Source organism: Planctomycetaceae bacterium, from assembly GCA_041398825.1.
Taxonomy (GTDB): Bacteria; Planctomycetota; Planctomycetia; order Planctomycetales; family Planctomycetaceae; genus F1-80-MAGs062.
In genome coordinates this window covers 142684-163176 of record JAWKTX010000013.1, presented here as the reverse complement: position 1 = coordinate 163176, position 20493 = coordinate 142684, and the positions used below count along the sequence as shown (strand labels likewise).

General features: G+C 54.6%; 14 protein-coding genes and 1 tRNA gene. 8 read left to right on the top strand and 7 right to left on the bottom strand.

Annotated features, from left to right (window positions below; translation table 11 throughout):
- Nucleotides 1–1109, bottom strand: a 1109-nt coding sequence (locus tag R3C20_21475) for a hypothetical protein (GenBank protein ID MEZ6043078.1), incomplete at its 3' end; no start/stop codon positions are given.
- Nucleotides 1110–1367: 258 nt separating this feature from the next.
- Here R3C20_21475 and R3C20_21470 point away from each other — a divergent pair.
- The gene (locus R3C20_21470) at nucleotides 1368–4850 is read left to right on the top strand and encodes a hypothetical protein (GenBank protein MEZ6043077.1); all 3483 of its coding nucleotides are present in this window, start codon (nucleotides 1368–1370) and stop codon (nucleotides 4848–4850) included.
- 110 nt (nucleotides 4851–4960) lie between these two features.
- Here R3C20_21470 and R3C20_21465 read toward each other — a convergent pair whose 3' ends face one another.
- The 5 genes from R3C20_21465 to R3C20_21445 all read right to left on the bottom strand — a co-directional run bounded on the left by R3C20_21465 (nucleotide 4961) and on the right by R3C20_21445 (nucleotide 12919).
- Nucleotides 4961–7507, bottom strand: coding sequence for a hypothetical protein (locus tag R3C20_21465; GenBank protein MEZ6043076.1), 2547 nt, complete (start codon nucleotides 7505–7507; stop codon nucleotides 4961–4963).
- 9 nt (nucleotides 7508–7516) lie between these two features.
- Nucleotides 7517–8524 carry a prolyl oligopeptidase family serine peptidase gene (locus R3C20_21460; GenBank protein ID MEZ6043075.1) on the bottom strand — a complete coding sequence of 336 codons (1008 nt, stop codon included), beginning with the start codon at nucleotides 8522–8524 and terminating at the stop codon, nucleotides 7517–7519.
- Nucleotides 8525–8532: 8 nt separating this feature from the next.
- Entirely contained in the window at nucleotides 8533–8886 is a 354-nt protein-coding gene (locus tag R3C20_21455) for a translation initiation factor (GenBank protein ID MEZ6043074.1), read from the bottom strand.
- Between the two features lie 31 nt (nucleotides 8887–8917).
- Nucleotides 8918–10309, bottom strand: a complete 1392-nt coding sequence (locus R3C20_21450) for a DUF1501 domain-containing protein (protein ID MEZ6043073.1) — start codon at nucleotides 10307–10309, stop codon at nucleotides 8918–8920.
- 93 nt (nucleotides 10310–10402) lie between these two features.
- Nucleotides 10403–12919, bottom strand: a complete 2517-nt coding sequence (locus R3C20_21445; protein ID MEZ6043072.1) for a DUF1553 domain-containing protein — start codon at nucleotides 12917–12919, stop codon at nucleotides 10403–10405.
- Between the two features lie 633 nt (nucleotides 12920–13552).
- Here R3C20_21445 and R3C20_21440 point away from each other — a divergent pair.
- From R3C20_21440 to R3C20_21410, 7 genes are all read left to right on the top strand, one after another.
- Nucleotides 13553–13639: transfer RNA gene (locus R3C20_21440), tRNA-Ser, on the top strand.
- Between the two features lie 56 nt (nucleotides 13640–13695).
- Nucleotides 13696–14508 (top strand): SDR family NAD(P)-dependent oxidoreductase, encoded by an 813-nt coding sequence (locus tag R3C20_21435; protein ID MEZ6043071.1) that lies wholly within the window; start codon nucleotides 13696–13698, stop codon nucleotides 14506–14508.
- A 61-nt stretch (nucleotides 14509–14569) separates the two neighbouring features.
- Nucleotides 14570–15400: a hypothetical protein gene (locus tag R3C20_21430; GenBank protein ID MEZ6043070.1), complete on the top strand. Its 831-nt coding sequence runs from the start codon at nucleotides 14570–14572 to the stop codon at nucleotides 15398–15400.
- Nucleotides 15401–15491: 91 nt separating this feature from the next.
- The gene (locus R3C20_21425; GenBank protein ID MEZ6043069.1) at nucleotides 15492–16283 is read left to right on the top strand and encodes an SDR family oxidoreductase; all 792 of its coding nucleotides are present in this window, start codon (nucleotides 15492–15494) and stop codon (nucleotides 16281–16283) included.
- Entirely contained in the window at nucleotides 16280–17779 is a 1500-nt protein-coding gene (locus R3C20_21420; protein MEZ6043068.1) for a phospholipid carrier-dependent glycosyltransferase, read from the top strand. The genes R3C20_21425 and R3C20_21420 overlap by 4 nt, the downstream gene beginning before the upstream one ends.
- On the top strand, nucleotides 17703–19121 hold the full coding sequence (locus tag R3C20_21415) for a type I 3-dehydroquinate dehydratase (protein MEZ6043067.1): 1419 nt from the start codon (nucleotides 17703–17705) through the stop codon (nucleotides 19119–19121). The genes R3C20_21420 and R3C20_21415 overlap by 77 nt, the downstream gene beginning before the upstream one ends.
- A gap of 129 nt (nucleotides 19122–19250) precedes the next feature.
- Complete coding sequence (locus tag R3C20_21410; protein ID MEZ6043066.1) at nucleotides 19251–19613, top strand: Rieske (2Fe-2S) protein; 363 nt, start codon at nucleotides 19251–19253, stop codon at nucleotides 19611–19613.
- 134 nt (nucleotides 19614–19747) lie between these two features.
- Here the strand turns inward: R3C20_21410 and R3C20_21405 are convergent, their stop codons facing one another.
- A complete protein-coding gene (locus R3C20_21405) occupies nucleotides 19748–20389 on the bottom strand; it encodes an RNA polymerase sigma factor (GenBank protein MEZ6043065.1) in 642 nt (213 codons plus the stop codon).
- Nucleotides 20390–20493: the final 104 nt, after the last annotated feature.

Here is a 20493-nt window from a genome sequence, read left to right as displayed (position 1 = left end):
TCCCGATCCTGCGCTCGCTCGATGAAGTCGATGGAATTGATGGCCAGCTTACGAAGCTCCTGATCATCCGGTGACATCGCGGCCGCCTCACAAATGCAGATGCTGGCGATGCCCTGAACATACATTCCCGAATTTCCCTGATAGGTTCCGCGAAGGTCCGCCCCATAAGAAAACAATTCGGCGTTCTTTCTGAGATACTCTAATCCCTTCGTGACCAGTTCCCGGTACTCTCCGTTTGTCGTGTGTGTGTGTCCGCCGCCGAGAAAGCACAATAGTGCCAGAGCCGTCGCTCCCATATCTGTCTGGCCCATTGCTCCCGGTGACCCTGCCTGCCCAACTTCAGAGAAGCTCCAGGACCCGTCTTCCCTTTGGATGGACGCCAGCCATTTGAGACCGGAATTCACAGCTTTTTCGCTATTCGCTGTGCCACCGAAACGGTGGACTGCCGCCTGCCGACCCGCTTTCGATCGGCCACCAAATTCTCCCAGGTGGACAGGGATTTCCAACCCGGCACTCAGCAGATCCGCAGTGATCTGAAACTTACGATCCAGGGGATCGTCCATTTCGTGCGAATTTAAACCATCGTTCGCGTCGGACAGCAGCTGCTTCATGGTGCTGTCGAGATCCGTGCGATCCAGTGATTCGGGTTGAACAATTTCGGCCACTTCGACGAAAGCAATGTCCTCGGCTGGTTTCGTAGCCCCGGCAATTAATGTGAAGATTTGCTCCGTGAACTCGGGCTGGATCATCCAGAGAGATAACAAAAGGGCAATCAGTGAATGGATCAACAGGCTGGCAAGAAATGTGCCGCACTGGCGTCGATGTTGCTTCGCCCATTCCGGAAGCTGCTTCATCCGCCGGGTCAGGGATTGCAGGGTTGCCTGAAACTTAAGCATCCACTTTGGAGGTTGTCTTCGCCCTCGACGAATTGAGCCCCTTTTGGAGAACATCGATCCCGGCACAGAATTCGCTCTCCCCCGGGCTGAGTGTTTTCCGGCTCCCAGTGTGACATGCGCTGGAGAGGCGGCAGGCGCAGCGGAGTCTGTAAACTGGGCATCGACATCGCTGCCTGATTCGTCGCGATAAGAAAGATGCTCGGTCGAAGACATTGAAAACCCGCAAGAGCAGTGGCTCATGAACTTACAAAGTGTACTCCGGATTCAACGGTATACCATCATCGTTATCCACAGGACCTCTGTGTCCACTGGATACGGTCAATCGTCGGTTTTCACTGATTGACGTCTTAATGAAGGTCCCCAAGTCGAGGAAACCCGCAGCGGATACAGGCCAGAACATCGCAATTCCCGGCCTGATCTGCTGCAATCCCGTAACGATTTTTTTGCTTCAGGATACGGTGGACAGGTCATATGCAGTTCAGGGATTTCGAAGAAGTTTTGGGTTTTGTTCCTTCAGAATCAAAAGATCAGAGGCTGGCGAGCCGCGACAGTCTTGTCCACTACATCAATCTGAAACTGCTGGTGAATGGCCTCCCGATTCCAAAGTGCTTCGAAGACAACGACCGTCTCGGCGCACCTCGTCTCCTGAACACATTTCATCAGCGTCTGAAACGCCTGGATTCGATCCACTGCCCGGCAGACACGCGAATCGAACAGTTTCTTCAAAGGCACTTCGACCGGATCAAAGGCTGCAGTTCGCTCAAGCTTCCCGATCTGGCACTGATTCTGGACAGGCATGGCATCGCACGCGAGCTCTCGCTGCCTCACGATGGCGACAGCTACGAAAACCAGTACGTATCTTCGTACCGCGTAAGAAACGGTGTCCTTCACAATCCGGCCAATGATCGTCGGACGACCGTAGGCACGTTCCATGTCACAGAAGGTGGATTGCCAATCCCGAATGACAAGAAAGCGGTGCCAAGACTGACGTTTGCCTCGCTCTTCAAACACGCAATGACGCCACCGGAAGATCTGCTGGAGCTGCCGTTCACGCAGAATGAACCGGAGAAAGCCAGAGTCTTTGTGTCTTTGCTGATTCGACCGCTGCTGTGTCCGGAGGTTCCCGGCTTTTGTCAGGAACAGTCGATGGAAGTTCGATTCTTTGTCCCGGGATCGCTTGTCAGCAACCTGGACTTTGTTGAATCCATTTTTGGAAACGCCGGCGATCCATTCCTGCCACAAAACGACGCCGCGCTGGATGTCGACCACTGGAGCGGACACAGCGGATGTGTCATCCTGGCCCCGCATCTGGTGAACCTGACAAAGAAGGAAGTTGGCCTGCCGCACTTTGATGAAGCCACCGAGCGTCAAAAACGTGACGGAATGTGCTGGAAGGCAGAAGACGAAAAATACAATGACGGGGTCCCGTTCAAACTGACCTGCCGCGACGAAGAAGGAGTCATCGTAACACTCATCGCAGACAACTATTTCGGATACTGCAAGAAGGAAGTCAAGACGCAGCTCAGCTACGCTGCCAACCTGGCTGGTAACGTAGAAGAAGAACATGCCGGAGGAGCAGTTGCCTTCGCAAGTTTCAACCTGGGGGAAGAATTCCTGGCCGACAGCCGCCGTTACAACAATCGCAGTTTCGATGATGTGGCAGGGGACTACGCTTCGTTTATTGATGTGCGTCCCGAAGGTTTTGGAATCGACAAGAATTTCCCTCAGGTGATTTACATCCCCGAGGACGCGCGGGCATGTGTCAGCGAACAGAAGATTTCCTGGCAAAGGGCAGGAAAACGCCATCAGATCCCGCTGAAACCTGACCACGTTTACATCACACCGTCTGGCTACAAGCTGCGTCTGGAAAAACACCCGGCTGCCCCGTCGTGGCGGCTGATAGGGACATTATCGGAAGGCGTTTTCTGCCATAAACCCTGTACGGTCAGCGGCGGTGGTAAAAGCGAAATCAGTAAGTCGATTGCCGATTACCTGCTTCACGGTCCCATTTTCGTGGCCGACCCGGAGAAAGACCTGGACATCGTTCAGACCATCTTTGATCGCGACTATTCAGATCGATGGCGTCCGGATGGAACCGTTCAGATCGACTACTCAAAGAATCCAAGTCGTCCCGTCCTGGACCCGAAACGTTCCCTGGGCAGCGTCATCAAACTGCTGACCCCATCGGTCGATTACACCGACGAGTACAACAGCTGGCTGGAGTCGATTCCAGGGTACATCTATGCAATCGTCTTCATTATCAAGCGAATGCATACCGGCAATGCCGGCAACGAATGGCGGAACCAGTTCTCAGTGGATATTGTGAACGGGACGCCCGGCCATGAATTGAAATTTGGTGATCGAAAACTGGTCGGCACGTATCTTCGCGTCGGATTGCTCGGAGAAAACGTCTGGCGCACTTACAAACTCCGCCAGGATTTTGCGCCGGCCCAGAAGCTTCAAACTGAGGATGATATCAGCGTCTCCGTCGTGGTACCGTACTCTTCGCTCGACAATCTGGGCTCACTGCGTCGAGAAGGGATCGCCGGTAAGTTCGCTCAGAACTGCGAGTTTCGACTATTCCAGAGACCGGACGATGCAATCCATCGTGGACTGGATAAGCAGACCGAAGCAGATCTGGCTCGTCGCGACAACTTCATCGTCAACTTCGAACCACTTGCCCGCGACCAGGTGGAACAGATCTGCGATCGGGCGATTGATCTCAGCCAGTTCACGCAGCCGATGCAGCAGTTGATCGACGACATGATGGACTCCGGAGACAGCTTCCTGGTTTGCTCAGCAACGCCCCGAATGGTAAACGGCGAACCAAGCAAGAATCCAAGGTATCTTCAGACACGCCCGGACCTGATGGACCCCATGAATCGTTACGTCGCCGAAATGGGCGTGCGGCTCTATCGTGCTGTCCCGGCTGACACGGCTGTTCGCCTTCCGGTGCAGGCAGTTTTACTCGGACGTCGCAACAATCCACCCGACTACCAGAGAGGCATCCGACCTCTCGCCGTGTACAACCCGATCCATTATCAGGAACTGCCTGAACTGTTCATGGACTTTGTCAGTGCACTCACAGGCAAGAGCCCATCAACAACCGGCGCTGGAAGTGAGGGAGCTCTGACCAAGGGGCCATTCAACGCCCTGCTTCCCATCACGGATCTGAACAATGCCCTGGTCAGCTATCTGTTGACGGGATTGAGTGGATTCTCTACTCCGGCAGGTCACATCGGGCCAAATGTCCGAGTCGACCATGACATTAGTCTGCTGATCCCGGAGATCTGGTGCCGACTCAGCCCTGATGAACGTGATCCAAAGTTTCTGATTGATGAGATGTTGCTTGAGAAGCTGGAAGATTACGAGTTCGAAGGCCGGACGGTGCTCGCCAGCCGATTGGGTTACCGAATCACGTCTCGATTTATTCGGCGATTCGCGGGTCGTGTTTTCGATAACCCAAATAAAGTTCTGGACGTGTCGATCCTGAAGCCCGAAACTCAGGATCCTGCAGCGTTTGCTGACGGCATTTGCTACATCACCGAAGCCCATCAGCGGGTCGCGAAGCAGTACTTTGAAGACCAGAGTATCGACCTGGCGTGTCCCCCGCTGAAGGCGTTGCTGCATATCATGGCGTATGGAGACTTTGAGGGTCAGACGATTGAGTCACCGGAAATCCGGCAAATGTTCACACTGGAAGCACTTCTTGCCTCTGACTGGTACACCGCTCGCCTTGATCGCAAACAGCAATACGACCAGCGTCTCTGGGAACGCCACATTTCGGCCCTGCAACGGTTTCAGACGTCTGAAGAGTTCGCGGCCGATGTCGTGACAATGAAGATCGATGAGCGTCTCGAACATGCCCATCGGCAACTGGCGTATGTTTCTTCGGACGTCTATCGAAATCGGCTGCACGGCTGTCTCGGAGCGGACCAGCTGCGTCCGATTTAGGTTGTTGTCCTGCTGAATCACTGATCGAAGGGATTCAACAACGCAGGATACACCCGGCGAGTCGTTTGGAATCGGACACGGCAGTCTCATGACTGATGAAGGCGGATTGATCACGGAAGCCCGTTCAGCTTCCGTGTCACCCATTCTGCCATCAGCAAACCAAACATAATGACCAGCAGAAACCAATGATCCCAGAGTGTCTTTTCTTCCAGTTGGCTGCTGGATTCGTCCCGGGGCACAATGAATTGCAGCAGTTGATCGAGGTGGTAGGGTTCAACCATCCGGCCGCCACTCAGATCCGCCATTTCCTGTAACAATTGGCGGTTACAACTGACGTTCGAAAGCTCAGCAGACATGTGTGGATGAACAACCAGATCACAGGCAATCCCTTCATCCATCTCAATTTGACTCTCGCTCAGTCGAAGTTCCGCCCGCCATGTGCCAGCCTTCATCCGCGGCAGTCGAACAGAAAAAAGGTCCGGGTTTTCGTTCGACCGATTCAGAACGATGGACTGCACGGACTCCGGATTGGTCTGGCCAGCATCACCCGAATTGCCATCATCGGACACCTCGCTCAACAATACCTCGATGCGGGCATTTGTGAGTAGTGGGCGAAGAGACTGATCCCATCGGGCAGTTGCCACCACAGTTTGTGTTTCATCGATCACTGTTTCTGACAGTGCGAACCGAACCTGATCGTTGCCGGCTGCTGCCTTATTTCGAGCGGCCCATCGAACAAGCTGACCCCAGAATCTGTGATGCAGGCTGTCCCCGATCCGTTTTCTCCAGCGCCAGGTGCTGTCGATCCCCATCCAGACAACCTGACCAAAACCATAATGCTGGTGCACGATGACGGGTTCGGCAGAGGCACCTCCCGGGTGCACACCTTCGGCCCAAACCGTCGCTCCCGGACGAGGTTTAGCCGCGTACATCCACGGGTGTCCCGCGACATCACCGAATTCTTCCGCCCGGGGAACTGCGTTGCCCCCACCCGCATCAGTCGACTGAAACATCGCCAGATCATTTCCATCCGGTGTGGGTCTCAGGCGAAATGACGATTGTGGACTATCAAATTCGGTTCTGGCATAACGTTCAGCCAGTCGCTGAGTGAAATCTGTCACCGGCAACAGTGCCATGAGTTTTTCACTTTGGAATTCCTGGGGCATGTGACGGCGGCCCGGCACAACAACGACGCTCAATCCCTGGGTCACAACCGCGGCTTCAATCAGATCCCACGTCTGAGGATTCAGGTCTTTTGCGGGAATGTCTCCAAGGATCAGAAGATCGATATCATCGAGCTGCCCCTTGAGCTGCAGTGGCTCTGGCAACGTTTTCGGAAGAAAGCTGTCATTCAGCAGACCAACGCGTGGCTGATGAAACAGCACTGTCGACAATTCAATTTGTTCATCTCGCTCAAGCAGATTTCTGAGGTAGCGAAATTCCCATCTTGCGTCTCCGTCCACAAGCAACACGCGTGCCTTATTGTCAACGACCTGAAAACTGACATCACGGGAATTGTTGTCGTCGAGCAATTCGCCTTCCTGAACATCCGTGATAATCTCGTAGGTAAAATGGCCCGCTGTCTCGGTAGGTATGGAGAACGCGACCGGTGTGGTGCTGGTCGACGGAATAACCTCACGCTGATCAATAGTCACGCCGTCTTTTTCAAGCCGAACCGACAACGGTTGCCCCTCAAACCCTGTCGTACTGAGTGTCGCGGTCACCTGAACAGCGTCGCGGATGAAGACGGATTGCGGATGATCCAGCATCACGATGGATAAGTCCCGAGGCACGCGGACGGAGCCAACAGGTACCGTGTAGATTGGTACCTGCAGACTGCCGAGACGTTGCGCTTCGCTGGCGATGTCACCGGGCGTTGTTTGTCGACCATCCGACACCAGCACAACAGCGCGCAGCGCAACGGACGATTCTTCTCTGATCAGTTCCGACAACATGCCGACGGCGTTGGTTCCTGTTGGGATTAAATCCGGCTGTTCAGCCAACAGTGCTTCAGAGAGTCGCTCATCGGACACACGATTTTGCTCAGATGCAAACAACCGCAGATCAACGGGCAGTCGCTTCTGCATGTCTTCAATGAATGGTTTATCCTGCGACTGCATTAAACGACTCACGAACTCCCTGCGAGACATGCGATCGAACTCTTTCAGTGTGTCCGCGATCTGACGCTTCCGACTGGCTGCAAGTTCTCGATCTGAGTCTGTCTTTACCGGGTGATCGCGTCCCAGCCAGAGTGGCTGCTGACCGGATTCGAGAGCTTCGATCCATTCGTTGATCAGGGATGAGGTTTCGGCGTTTCCGAGCATGCCGAGCGCCTGCGCCCAGCGTAATTTTTCGGCCGTCGACGCATGCCGGTCTACGGTCTGCATACTTTCTGAGACATCCATCGCCACAACCACGCGGCCCTGGACAGCCTTGTCCCAGGACTTCGTCAGAACCGGTTGAAGCATCGTACAACACAGCAACGCCAGAATTGCCAGCCGCAGGGTGATTAAGAGATAACCGACAGTCCGTGATACGAATTGTCGCTCATAACGCAACAGCCATAGACTGACACCCACCGTCACCAGGATGGCGACCGATACCAGCGCGAGCCAGGCGGCCGAATTGGTTCCGCTAAATAACAGCCGCCAACTCATGCCATTCGCCTATTGCTGGTTGATGACTGGCATAGTGACGGGCACGGCGCGCTGATGGCTGGCAAGGCGATCGCAGGCGATCTCCGGCAGGCTTTCATGCCCACCATCAAAGATAGTAACCGATGCATTTCCAGCCGTTCGATGAAGATGGATTGTGCGGCCAAAATCTTCGATTCCGCGAAGGTCTGAGGGAGTGGGAACCGCCAGTCGCTTTGAATGCCGGATTTGCTCGATTTCTGATTCACTGATCAGTTCCGCGTTTTGAATCCTCGCGATCTCATTGAATGCCCTCAACGAATGGCTTACGGGCACGGATCCGCTGTGACCATCTTCAACCCCGGCGTAGATATCGACAGGAAGATTGCCAACACGACTCAGATGAAACAATGGCGAACGATCCCGGTAATCTGCGTCTCTTTCACCTGAGACACCTGGCGGACCGCTCAGAGATTTCTCAATCATCTGTGCGTAACGCTGTGGCTTGCCATCCCTGACGTGAAACGAATGCCATTCGGCCAGATCACTGATGCCAACCCACGCAGACACGGCAGAGAATTCATTCGCGTGATGGCCGGCCATCAATAAAGACATGTGACCACCGCCGGAAACACCCGCAAGATAGACACGCTTGTGATCGATGCGAAATCGTCTTCTGCATTCTGCCATCGCGTCCAGAATGTCCTGTCGCGCGAATACCGAACCACAGGCCTTTGGCGAATTATTCACGCCACGAAAATCCGGATGCAGAAAAATCCACCCGCGTTTTACGGCCTGCGCGAACCACTTACTGTTGTCCTGGCGATAATCTCCGCTCCATGAATGCAGAAACACCAGCACAGGAGTTTCCGCTGTGTTCGCATTCTCCGGTGCCCAGAAGCGAACATTCTGAACCTCCTGATCCAGCGGGCTGGTGGTTGTGAATTCCATCAGTTCGGGGAGTTCAGACCAGGCCTTTGTCTCTGGAAATGAAATCAACAGCAGAAGCAAGACTGTCTTCCGGAAGCAAATGGATCGCATGACTTCAGCTAGCCCTTTACTTTGTAGCCAATTTTCTGCAGCTCGGCACGAATCCGGTCCAGGTGGGTTCCCTGAATCTCCAGAGTGTCCTCGTCGCCCATCGATCCACCTGCTCCGCAATGAGTCTTCAGTCGGGTCAGCAGCCCCGGCAGATCGCTGTCATTCGCATTCAGTCCACGAATTACGGTCACCATTTTCCCGCGTTTTCGCTTCTCAACGGCTAGTCTGGCCGTCTGCTTGCCCGGGGCCAAATACTGTTTTTGTTCAGGCTCTGGCGGCGGACAAATGCACTCGGATTCCAGTCGCTCGCAAACATCGCAATGCGGAGGACGGTCGAAAATTGTTCCGGCAAGAAGACCCATGGAGTGTGTTCCGAGACGATTTTGGTTGCGTTCAGCCAATCACGGCGTGATGAACGTTACCCGCTACATCCGTCAGCCGGAAGTCTCGCCCCGCGTATCGATACGTTAAACGTAAATGATCCAGCCCCAGCAGATGGAGCATCGTCGCGTGAACGTCATGGATATGCATTTTGTTTTCTGTGGCATAGAAACCATATTCGTCGGTGGCACCGTATCGCATACCTCCCCGAACACCAGCCCCCGCCATCCACATCGTAAAGCCTTCCGGGTTGTGGTCCCGGCCATCTTTGCCCTGAGCGACCGGGGTTCGCCCAAATTCACCTCCCCAAAGCAACAGCGTATCGTCGAGCAGGCCTCTTTGTTTCAGATCTGCAATCAAAGCTGCAATGGGCTGGTCAACTTCAGCTGCATTTTTTTCGTGTCCGGTCCGAAGGCTGGAATGCTGATCCCATTGTACGTTGGTATCGCTGTGCGTCACCTGAATGAACCGTACACCAGCCTCCGCGAATCGGCGGGCCAGCAAACACTGGCGACCAAAATCTTCCGTAATGGTGTTGTTCAAACCATACATTTCCAGCGTGGCTGCAGATTCCTGTGATAAATCCTGCACCCGGGGCATTTCGGATTGCATGCGAAACGCCAGTTCAAACGACTTGATTCTCGCTTCCAGTGCCGATTCGCTGCCAGCAGCCTGATGCTTATGGAATTCGTTCAACTGCTTCATCAGGTCGAGCTGGGTTCGCTGAGCTTCGGGTGACCACTTCGAATTGGCGATGTACTTCACGTTGGCATTCGTCGAAGGCTGGCTGGCAACTCCCAGTGGTACCCCCTGACACTCTGCTGGCAGGAAGGCCGATCCCCAATTGTTCACGCCGCCATGGGCCAGCGTTGGGCAAATCGTGACAAAGCCAGGCAGGTTGTCATTTTCTGTCCCCAGGCCGTAATTCACCCAGGCTCCCATCCCCGGACGAACAAACGTATCGCTGCCCGTGTGAAGTTTCAGTGCCGCGCCACCGTGGGCAGCGTTGGTTCCATGCACCGAATTCAGAAAACAAATATCATCGACGTGCTTCGCAACGTGCGGAAACAATGAACTGACAGGTATGCCGCTTTCGCCGTAAGGACGAAATCGCCAGGGAGATCCCAGCAGGTTGCCGGTGGCAGCAAATGTGACTCGGGGTTTATCGAACGGCAGAGGTTTACCATCGTCTTTCTGAAGCTGCGGTTTGTAGTCAAAAGTGTCAACCTGTGACGGGCCCCCTTTCATGAACATGAAGATGACTCGTTTTGCCCGCGGAGCAAAATGGAACGGCGACGCAGATGTCGAGTGCCGCCCCGAAATGACAGCATCGTCAGATGAAGCCTGCTGCTGCAGGAGAGCCTGCGCCGCGAGCCAGCCAAATCCGACCGCAGAGTTCTTCAATGCACATCTTCGGTTTCGCGGAATTTCGAACATCACCACGCTCTTGTTTCAATATCTAATGACTCGAGAAGTGACCAGACAGCGATCTGATCATCAACGAACATAGATGAACTCGTTCGACGCCAGCAGACTCTGACAAACAATGGCCCACGCCGCTTCTTCCGAATTCTCACGGGGTGTTTCACCTTCTGAAGGACCGCTACCAGCCGAAACACTTCTCTCCCGAAGAGTCTGAAGTGTCGCGATGACCGCATTTCGTTCTTTGGCCGTCGCGGGACGGCCCATCGTGCGACCAAACAACCAGTCGATGCGTTCCTGTGGTGAAGCCCCGCCTTCGGAAAGTGTCACTCTTGCCAGTTGTTGGGCTGATTCAATCAGAAGTTCGCTGTTCATCATGAACAATGCCTGAGAAGCGACCGTCGAGGTCGACCGGTTGCCATTGGCAACAGCTGCATCTGTGCAGTCGAACAGTGAGAATCCGTCGTAGATGTTGTTACGAATGAGCGGCAGATAAATCGATCGCCTTGGTGCGTCGTAACGGGTTTCATCCTTTGATGTGTGATTGAAAAGGAACTCACGATTCTTGACATGAAGTAACGAACCACCCATCGTGCGATCCAGCCGGTCGCTAACCGCCAGAATAGCATCGCGAATCGATTCTGCGTCCAGTCGATGGACACCAGATCGCCACAACAAATGGTTGGCGGGGTCGGCATCTTCGCCCGCAGGGTTCGACTCACTGGACTGCTGCCAGGTGTGCGATAACAGAATGGTCCGGTGCAGACTCTTAAGTGACCATTTGCCATCCATCAACTCACAGGCCAGCCAGTCGAGAAGTTTCGGGTGTGTTGGATGATCGCCCAGGTGACCGAAATTGTCCGTAGAAGCGACAATGCCACGTCCGAAATGCCATCGCCAGACGCGGTTGACCATCACCCGGGCCGTGAGTGGATGCTGAGGGTCAACAAGCCAGTTGGCAAACTGAAGTCGACCACTCGCGGTTTCGGGGATCTGGTACTCCGGGCCGAGCCTCAACACTGCCGGCACATCACGCCTGACAGGACGGCCCAGTGTTAGATGGCTGCCGCGGATATTAATGCGTGAAGTTTCCGGCGATCCTTCTTTGACTCCCATTGCTGTTGGCAGTTCGGGAACAGATGCCTCCAGTTGTTTCTGTTCGTCGCGAAGTTGTTTCAGAGCGGCCCGGGTTTCGTCTGAAAAACGCGATTCCGCCTCAGCGTCGGATAACCCGGAAACCAGCGAGGCCTTTGCAGTTTGAATTGTTGAAGCGATCTCTGCTTTTGCAGCTTCAAGTCTGGATTTATGTTCTTCTAACCGCTGCAGGTCCTCCTCGGTTGCGACAGAATTCTCATGCCACTTTGCAATCGTTTTCAACGATTCCATCGTGTACGTGCTCTTAAAGATGCCAACCATGGAATAGTAGTCGGCCTGCGAAATCGGATCGAACTTGTGGTTGTGGCAACGAGCACAACCAAATGTCAGGCCCATGAATGCGACACCGGTGGTGTTGATCTGTTCGTCCAGAATGTCCATCAGCATCTTTGTCTTGTCTGCTTCTGCCAGAACTTTGGGTCCAAGCGACAGGAAACCCGTACCGATGAGCAATTCATGTTTCTGAGACTCAGACATTTCATCCGTGACCAGTAAGTCTCCGGCAAGCTGCTCGCGGACAAACTGGTCGAACGGTTTGTCGTCATTCAACGATTTAACAACGTAGTCGCGATACCGAAACGCATTCCCGTGCGCCACATTTTCGTCCAGACCATTGGAATCCGCGTACCGAACCACGTCCAGCCAATGTCGGCCCCAGTGTTCTCCATAATGGGGTGAGGCAAGCAGACGGTCGATAACGACAGAGAAGGCCTCCGGGGTTTCGTCAGCAAGGAAGGCTTCGATCTCCGCTGGGGTCGGTGGAAGCCCCGTCAGGTCGAAGGTCGCTCGTCGAATCAATGTCCTCTTATCGGCTGCAGGGTTCTGTCTCAACGAAACCTCAGTTAGCCGCGCCGCAATGAATGCGTCGATGGGATTGGCAACGACCGCCCCGTCCACCACCGGAACAGACGGACGTGCCACCGGCTGAAATGCCCAAAACTGCTTTTCCTTCTCAACGTCGAACGGCGGTGCAGGCACTGCGACGGTAATCATACCATCCGGATGCCTCGCCCCCTGATTAATCCAGTCAACAATCGTTTGAACAGCTTCAGCCGGCAACTTTTGATCGGGGGGCATTTGCAGCGATTCGTCTCCGTATCGAATCGCCGAAATCAACAGACTCTCGTCGGCATTACCCGGAATTAAAAGAGATCCTGACCGACCTCCTGCACTCAACGACGTCAGGCTGTCCAGTCGTAGATCGCCTTCCTGAGCATCGGCCGCATGACAGCCCAGGCAATGTTCCTCCAGCAATGGCCGGACCTGACGTTCAAAATCCACCATCTCTGATGGGCTGTTTCCAGCTTCCGCCGCCGGTTCGTCGGCGCGAAGACGGGCCTGTGGCCCGAATGCGTTCAGAATCAGAATCAGGACCAGAGAGACTGCAACGGGGCAGAGTGATCTGAAATGGATTGACGATCTGAAGTGGACAGACAATGTATTGACTCCTCCTGGTGGGTCGACGTGATCTGCAGAATTGTCGACAGAGGAAGGCGGTGGGGCGAATTCAACAAAGGCGGGAGGGCAAAGGATTACATCCTAGATTAGACCTGCCAAAGTGATTTCACAAGTGGAAAGACGAGATTCAGGCCCCATTCAGCCTCCGGTACAAGCCTGTTTCATCGACGTGATCCGCAAAAAGTGCCCCGCTGTCGTACTCATCATTTCCGGTTGTCAAAGACAGTGGACTGGAGCAACGGCCCGGACGCAGGATGGGCTGAAGCCCCCGGGGCAGGAATCGTTGACGCTGCTGCAGCGGCCGCTGAACTGCCGGGTCACATTTCAGTCCTTTGGATCAGTCGTTCGGAGATTTTCGACGACCGAACTTGCCAGAGTCGAGAAACAGCGAAGCAACGAAACCTGGAGCCATTCATGAGTTGCCCCGACACTGCTGAACGCAGATTATCGGCTGTGAGGGTGGGTTCCGCAGCGATTTCTCGTGGCAACCTTTGCAGATGTCGTTTTTCCGGAGGCTGGTCAGCTTGAATTGCATCTCGCGGATGGAGATACTTCCCGCCAGCATTCGTTGAGGAGACTGGCGGTCGATGGCCGATAGTGTTTCAACAGCTTGGAGAGATGACAGAGTGGCCGATTGTGCAGCACTGGAAATGCTGTGTCCGGGTAACCGGACCGGGGGTTCGAATCCCCCTCTCTCCGCTTAGGGCGTTGCAGCATTGCAACGCCTTTTCTTTTTTATCGGGGAACTGAATCGCATGTCGAATCGAATTCTGGAAGGAAAAGTGGCCCTTGTCACCGGTTCAGGACGTGGACTTGGCCGATCATTTGCCGAACATCTTGCATCACTCGGCTGCAGTATCGGCTTCCACGGCATGCGGGAAAACGGACCGGCGGAATACGGCGAAGGCACGACTTTAACCGACACTGCTCAACAGGTGGCCGGAAAATATGGTGTGAAGGCGTGCCGCGTTCTGGGTGACCTGACAATTCAGGACGATGCCAATCGCGTTGTGCAAACCGTGTGCGACGAATTGGGACCGCTCGATATTCTCGTCCACAACGCAGGAGGTGACATCGCTGCGGCGGGTGGTAAGCCGAATCCAAATGATGCCGTCCACATCAAGGTCGAAGACATCCGTGCGGTACTCGACAGGAATCTTCTGAGCACCATTCTGACATGTCAGGCAGCCGCCAAAGTCATGATGCCTCGGGGCAGCGGCCGGATTCTGACCATCAGCTCCATCGCAGCCTTTAAGGGGCTTGCGAGCAGTTCCATTTATGCGACCGCGAAAGCTGCGGTGGTTGAGTACACGCGATGTCTGGCCGAACAACTACGGACGAGCAACATCAACGTTAACTCACTCGCCCCGGGGGATACGCGGACAGGACGATTTCTGGGCACTCGAACCGTCGAGGAATCTCGGCTCGTAACTGAAGGAACGCTTGACAGGATCGGACTGGTCGAAGAAGTCACACGTGTGGTCGAATTCTTTGCCGGACCGCTTGGCGACTTTGTCACCGGACAGGTCTTGCGAGTCGATGGGGGCAGTCAGATCTGGTCGGCCTGATCATCTCTCCGAACCTGCGAGACATAAGCAGTCACAAACCAATCTCCCGGGATTACCACGAATGAATTGCAGCAAGCCACGGAATTCAGATTTCGACTTCGGGTATCGGGCGGTCCTCGTCTGCCTGTGTCTCATTCTGGCTCCGGGCATCGGCTGCGATTCGGAATCGTTCGCGCAGGAAAAGAACTGGGGAAGCCTCCGGGGGCAGTTCATTTTCTCCGGGGAAATTCCTGAAGCAGATCTGCTGGAAATCACCCGAGACGAAGAAGTGTGCGGCGCCGTCGGCTTGAAGGACGAGTCACTTGTTGTACATCCGGAATCCCGCGGCATCAGAAATGTCGTGATCTGGCTGGATACAAAGACCGCTCCACCAGCGCATCCATCGCTGGACGTTTCTGACGTGCTGCCACGAATGGATAACAAGGATTGCCGATTCGTCCCGCGAATTCTGCCATCCCGGGCGGGACAACCCGTCGAATTCACGAATTCCGATCCTGTCGCCCACAACGCAGCCGTTTACGCTCGACGCAACCAACCCTTTAGCGAAGTCATTCCCATGAATTCGCCACTGCAGAAGACATTCCCGCGTGCCGAGACACAGCCCATTCGCGTCGATTGCTCCATACATTCGTGGATGAGAGGCTACCTGGTGATTACGGATCATCCGTATGTCGCTGTCTCCGACGAAAATGGTGAGTTTGAACTTTCCAGCCTGCCAACAGGCGAATGGACGTTTCGGGTTTGGCATGAGCGAGCGACCTCGCTGAAGACCCTGGAGACCCCAACGGGACATCTTGCGCTGGAAAAGAGTCAGTTGAAGATAGAAGTGGCGGCCGAACAAAAGGACCTGGGACGGCTGACAATCAAAGCCGATCAGTTCCGCAGGAATTAGCCAAAGCCATCAACACGAAGCCGCGGGTAACAAAGGCCGCGACATCAGGGCGCGGGAAACGACGACAGAAAACTCAACGACTGAAAACACGATGAGCGATTTTCTTCAATTGAACGGACGCAACATTCTTGTCGTGGGCGTCGCGAATAAAAAAAGCGTTGCATGGCAGACGGCCCGCGTGTTGATGGAAGCGGGTGCGAATGTCTTGTTTTCCGTCCGCTCCGAAGCGCGCGCTGAATCAGTGAGAAAGCTGGCGCCAGGGGCGAACGTGTTCGTGTGTGATGTGGAATCACAGGAACAGATTGATCAGCTGCGGAGCAATGTGGCAGCCACCGTTGATACGCTCCATGGCATTGTTCATTCGGTTGCCTTTGCCGACTATTCTGCGGGATGGCTGCCATTCCATGAAACACCCCGTTCTGCGTTTTTGCAGGCCATTGATATCTCATGCTATTCTCTGACGGCAATCTGCAATGCGATGCGGGATCTGCTTGATCCGGACATCGGCAGTGTCGTCACGATATCCATTTCCACCACTCGCATGGCGGCTGAAAACTACGGCTACATGGCACCCGTGAAAGCCGCGCTCGATTCTTCCATCTGTTTCCTGGCCAAGTCGTTTTCACGATTTTCACGCGTTCGCTTCAATGCCGTCTGTCCCGGTTTGTTAAAGACGTCCGCGTCCGCGGGGATTCCTGGGTACGTTGATAGTTATCTGTTTGCCGAGAAAGCCACGCTTCGAAAAAAGGCGGTACAAACAGAAGAGGTGGCCAATACGGTGGCGTTTCTGCTCAGTCCCCGATCCAGTGGAATCAATTCCCAGGGCATTGTGATTGACGCCGGGATGGGAACGAACTACTTCGACGACGAACTCATTCGATGAAATCCAGGGCGATGCCATCACGGGCGATGACATCAAGGGCTCCTGTTCTTGGAATGATCCTTCTGGCTGCGATGCTGTCGCGGACGGCCTGTATTCTGAATCGACCGGACGATTTGGCGACGGATCCGGATGCCTACGTTGCCCACGCACAGATGATTCAGCAGGGAAAGGGGTTTGTTGTTCCCGGAACAGACAAACCGACAGCATTTCGCCCGCCCGGTTATCCCTTCATGATTGCCATGATGCCTGGTAGTACTTCCAGCCCCGAACGTGCAATCGCCATGCTTCATATTGCGGCTGGTATTCTGACGGTCCTTCTCACGCGACAGCTGGCAGAAGAAGTGGGGCTCTCCACAATGTCCGGAAATCTGGCAGCACTTCTGGTTGCGCTGGATCCATTGCTGATTCGCTACTCGGCACTTCCTATGACCGAAGTGGTCAGCGCGCTGACTCTGACCGGCGGCATGGTGTTATGGATTCAGTTTCGCAATCGGCTCCACCTTCGATCTGCTGCCGACGGAGAAATCAGCTCAGGAACTCAGGAGAATTCCACATCGCGACGAACCGGATGGCTGGGATTTCTGGCTGGCATTGTCCTGGGATTTTCGTCTCTGGTCCGCCCTATTGGTCTGGTTGTCATGGCTTTTCTCTCCTCCGAATTGTTGACATCGCTCGCTCTCGCACCCCAGGAAAAACGAAGCCTCCGATCAGGCAACCTCTTTGTAAGAATGCTGAAATTCGTATCACCCTGCACGGTTTCATCCGCTGGTTTCCTGCTGGCGATCAGCCCCTGGGTGACTCGCAATTTTGTTGAATTTCAGACATTCATTCCGGCAACAACTCACGGCGGCTACACACTCGCATTGGGCAATAATCCTGATTACTACCGCGACGTCATCAACGGCGATGCGACGAAACCCTGGGACGGAGAGAAACTGGACCAGTGGCAAAAACGAATGGCATCCGAGGCGAGGGCTGCAGGAATCGCGATTGGTGATGAAAAAGCAACGGATACCTGGATGTATTCGCAGGCATTTCAGGCCATTCAATCGCAGCCAGCGAACTTTGTCCGCGCATCCTGGCTTCGCATTCGAACTTTCTGGGCCATCTCCCCGACCGGCGCGGTGTCCGATGTCCAGCGACTGCTGAGCAGCATTTGGTATGCCGGACTCTGGTTCGCAATTATCGGCCTCATCCTTGTTCGTTTGACTTGTCGGATCGCCAAACGCATGCCATTTTTCAGTACGAAGTCGGCTCCGATCTGGTTGACCGTTCTCGCGTTCCAGTTGATGCATACTTTCTACTGGACGGATGCCCGAATGCGTGCACCGCTGATGCCGGCCCTTGCGGTTCTGGTTGCGCTGGCGTTTCGCTGGACGCACGCATTCTTTACAGGTCCGTTGACGAAAGGCGCAGTGAATGATTTGTATCTCTGTGACACCGGAATCCCGGACTCTGGCACCGGCAGATCTGCTGAACGCGTCACGTCAGTGTGATTTGATCGAGCTGTGTCTCGATCATTTTCTCAAAGAGCCCAATGTTGCGGAACTGATCAGGTCCATCGAAAAACCTGTGCTGGTTTCATGCCGCCGTCCCAAAGATGGCGGCCACTGGCAGGGCACCGAAGAGCAGCGAATCACCCTGCTGCGCAGTGCGATTGTGGCGGAACCCGCCTACATTGAACTTGATCTTGATATCGCTCCCGGGATCCCCCGGTTCGGAAACACCAAACGTGTCATTGCTTACACCAGTCTGAACCGGCCGCTCAGCAGAATCGACGATGTGTTTGAAAAGTGTTATCAGGCAAAGGCCGATATCGTCAAAGTTACCTGGCCCACCGAAAATCTGGATGCCGCATGGCCACTGCTTGCAGCAGTCACGCAGAAGCGTGAACTCCCGGTGGTCGGTCAGGGGATGGGACACTCGGGAATTACGTTTTCGTTGCTGGGGAAGCGATTTCAATCCCCATGGATTTACGCTGCTCTCGAAAAAGGCATGGAGGCATTTGAGCATCAGCCTTCAATCAATGAATTGAAAGAGGATTTCAGCTGGGATGACATCGACAGCAGGACTCAATTCTTTGGAATTGTCAGCGGTGGTCGGTGCGACGCCGTGACAGCTCGCACCCTGAACGCAGCGTTTCGATCGATGGACCGCAATATTCGATGCCTTCCGATCATACCGGGTGATCTGAAACGCCTGCCCCGGATGCTGGCAACTCTGAAAATCAACGCACTGATTTGCGATCCATTAAATCCTGGTGGCCTGAATGAAATGACTACTGAAAGCGGAGAAGCCAATTCGTCTTCGGGTTACGCCGACTTGTTGATGCAGAAAGGCGATCGGTGGACGGCGACTTCGACCATCATGGATTCCATCGACCGCGTCGGCCAGCAGGCTGGGGGATCTCCCGACTGGACCGGGCGCGGCAGTGTGCTGATTTGCGGACACGGCTCGCTCGCGAAGCATTTGGCCGCAGAATTTCTGCGACGCGGGGCCGCTGTCAGCCTGGCAAGTCCTTCGGACAATGCCGCCTCAGCGGCTGCAAAGTCTGTTGGCGCGAGGCAGGCTTCCTGGGCCTCTGTCTATGATCTTCGGATCGACACCATTGCAGTGGCAGCAGAGGAAGTGCAATGCGGTTCAGGTCGAGGACAACTAAACCCGGGAATCATTCGCGAACGCATGACGATGGTGGATCTGTCCGGTTACCCCGACGACAGCCGGTTCGCAGAAGAATCACGCGCCCGGGGTGCTCGACTGATTTCGGGCAGCGATGTGTTTCAGATGCAAATGCGTTTACAATTTCGCAAGCTGACAGGACGCGATTTACCGGTCTGATATCCTGCCGCGTCCGCTGGAAACGGCGTAAACCAGCAATCGTAAAGATCCACTTGTTCCGGCCACGGACTTCGTTCTTTTTCGTGCCATCCGTCTCAACATTCACACACCCAATCTGATTGCCCATACATGACTGATGAATTCCATTCTGTCGCCAGAATCGGCGACATCCCTGAAGGGCAGGGGCGCTGCTTCACGGTTCACGGAACGATGGTTGGCGTCTTTCTGGACAAGGGAAGTTACTTCGCCATCAACGACTTTTGTCCGCACATGGGCGCTTCGTTGTCCGAGGGCTACGTGGAAGATGGCATGGTTCTGTGCCCGTGGCACGCCTGGCGGTTCCGACTTTGTGATGGAGCATGGATGGACAATACAAAAAGCAATATTCGCTCGGCCAGTTACGAAGTTCGAATCGAAGGCGAGGAAATTCAGGTCAAAGTGCCGCCTCCTGAACCCAGGGCCGACGCGTCGAATGGAACGCCAAAAAGTTAGAGGTACCGATGTGCGGATTCGACGGCGCCGGACTTTCACGACCTGATACTGGATCAACTTTGTCGATGATGCGCCCGGGCATTAATGCGCCGGAGGCCTTCGCGAACCACCACGGGATGGTGGAGGCGATGTGGCTACTCGAGACCCATTCCGTCCAGATTGACGTTCTGAAGTCTGGCCGTTTTTGCAGCCTCCTTCAGTTTCGACACGACAAAGAATTTATGGTTGGCCACCGCCTGCTCAGTCAGATTCAATCGTGCTGCGACGTCCTTATTGGCCCAGCCCAGAACAAAGATCAGTTCCACGCACTGAAGCCGCTCCCAGGCTCCGGATTCTTTAAACCCGGCGATGAGTTCGCGAAGGCATGATTCAATAACGGCAGATTCGGCATTCGATTGTTCGTGACTGCGCATCATGCTCGAAGCGGCCCGCCCGGGGCCCGTAATATCCCTCTGCGCGCCGTCTTTCGATTCTGATGTCAGCAATGGCACGGTTGGACGACGTCCTGATCGCCGCAGAAAATCCACAAGCTTGTGGGCGGCGATTGAGAACAGCCAGGATTCAAGCGGTGTCCGATCATCGTAGTTAGGAAGGGCTTTCAGGAATCCCATGAAGGTCTCCTGCACGATATCTTCGGCAACAGATCGATCCTGAAGACGTGTTCGCGCGAAGGCCAGCAATCGCCCTTCGTACAGGTCAATGCATTCCTGCCACGCATCGGCTTCCCCGGATCGGATACGTTTCACGAGCTGGCGATCGGCTTCACTGGCGGGCATGATAGCAATGGGCCACTGGGGTCAGAGACGAGTCAGTCAACCGGGGATACTCTGGCGGGCTGATCGCCGGAGCTCTTCGAACCGCCGAGGATATGCAAACGACG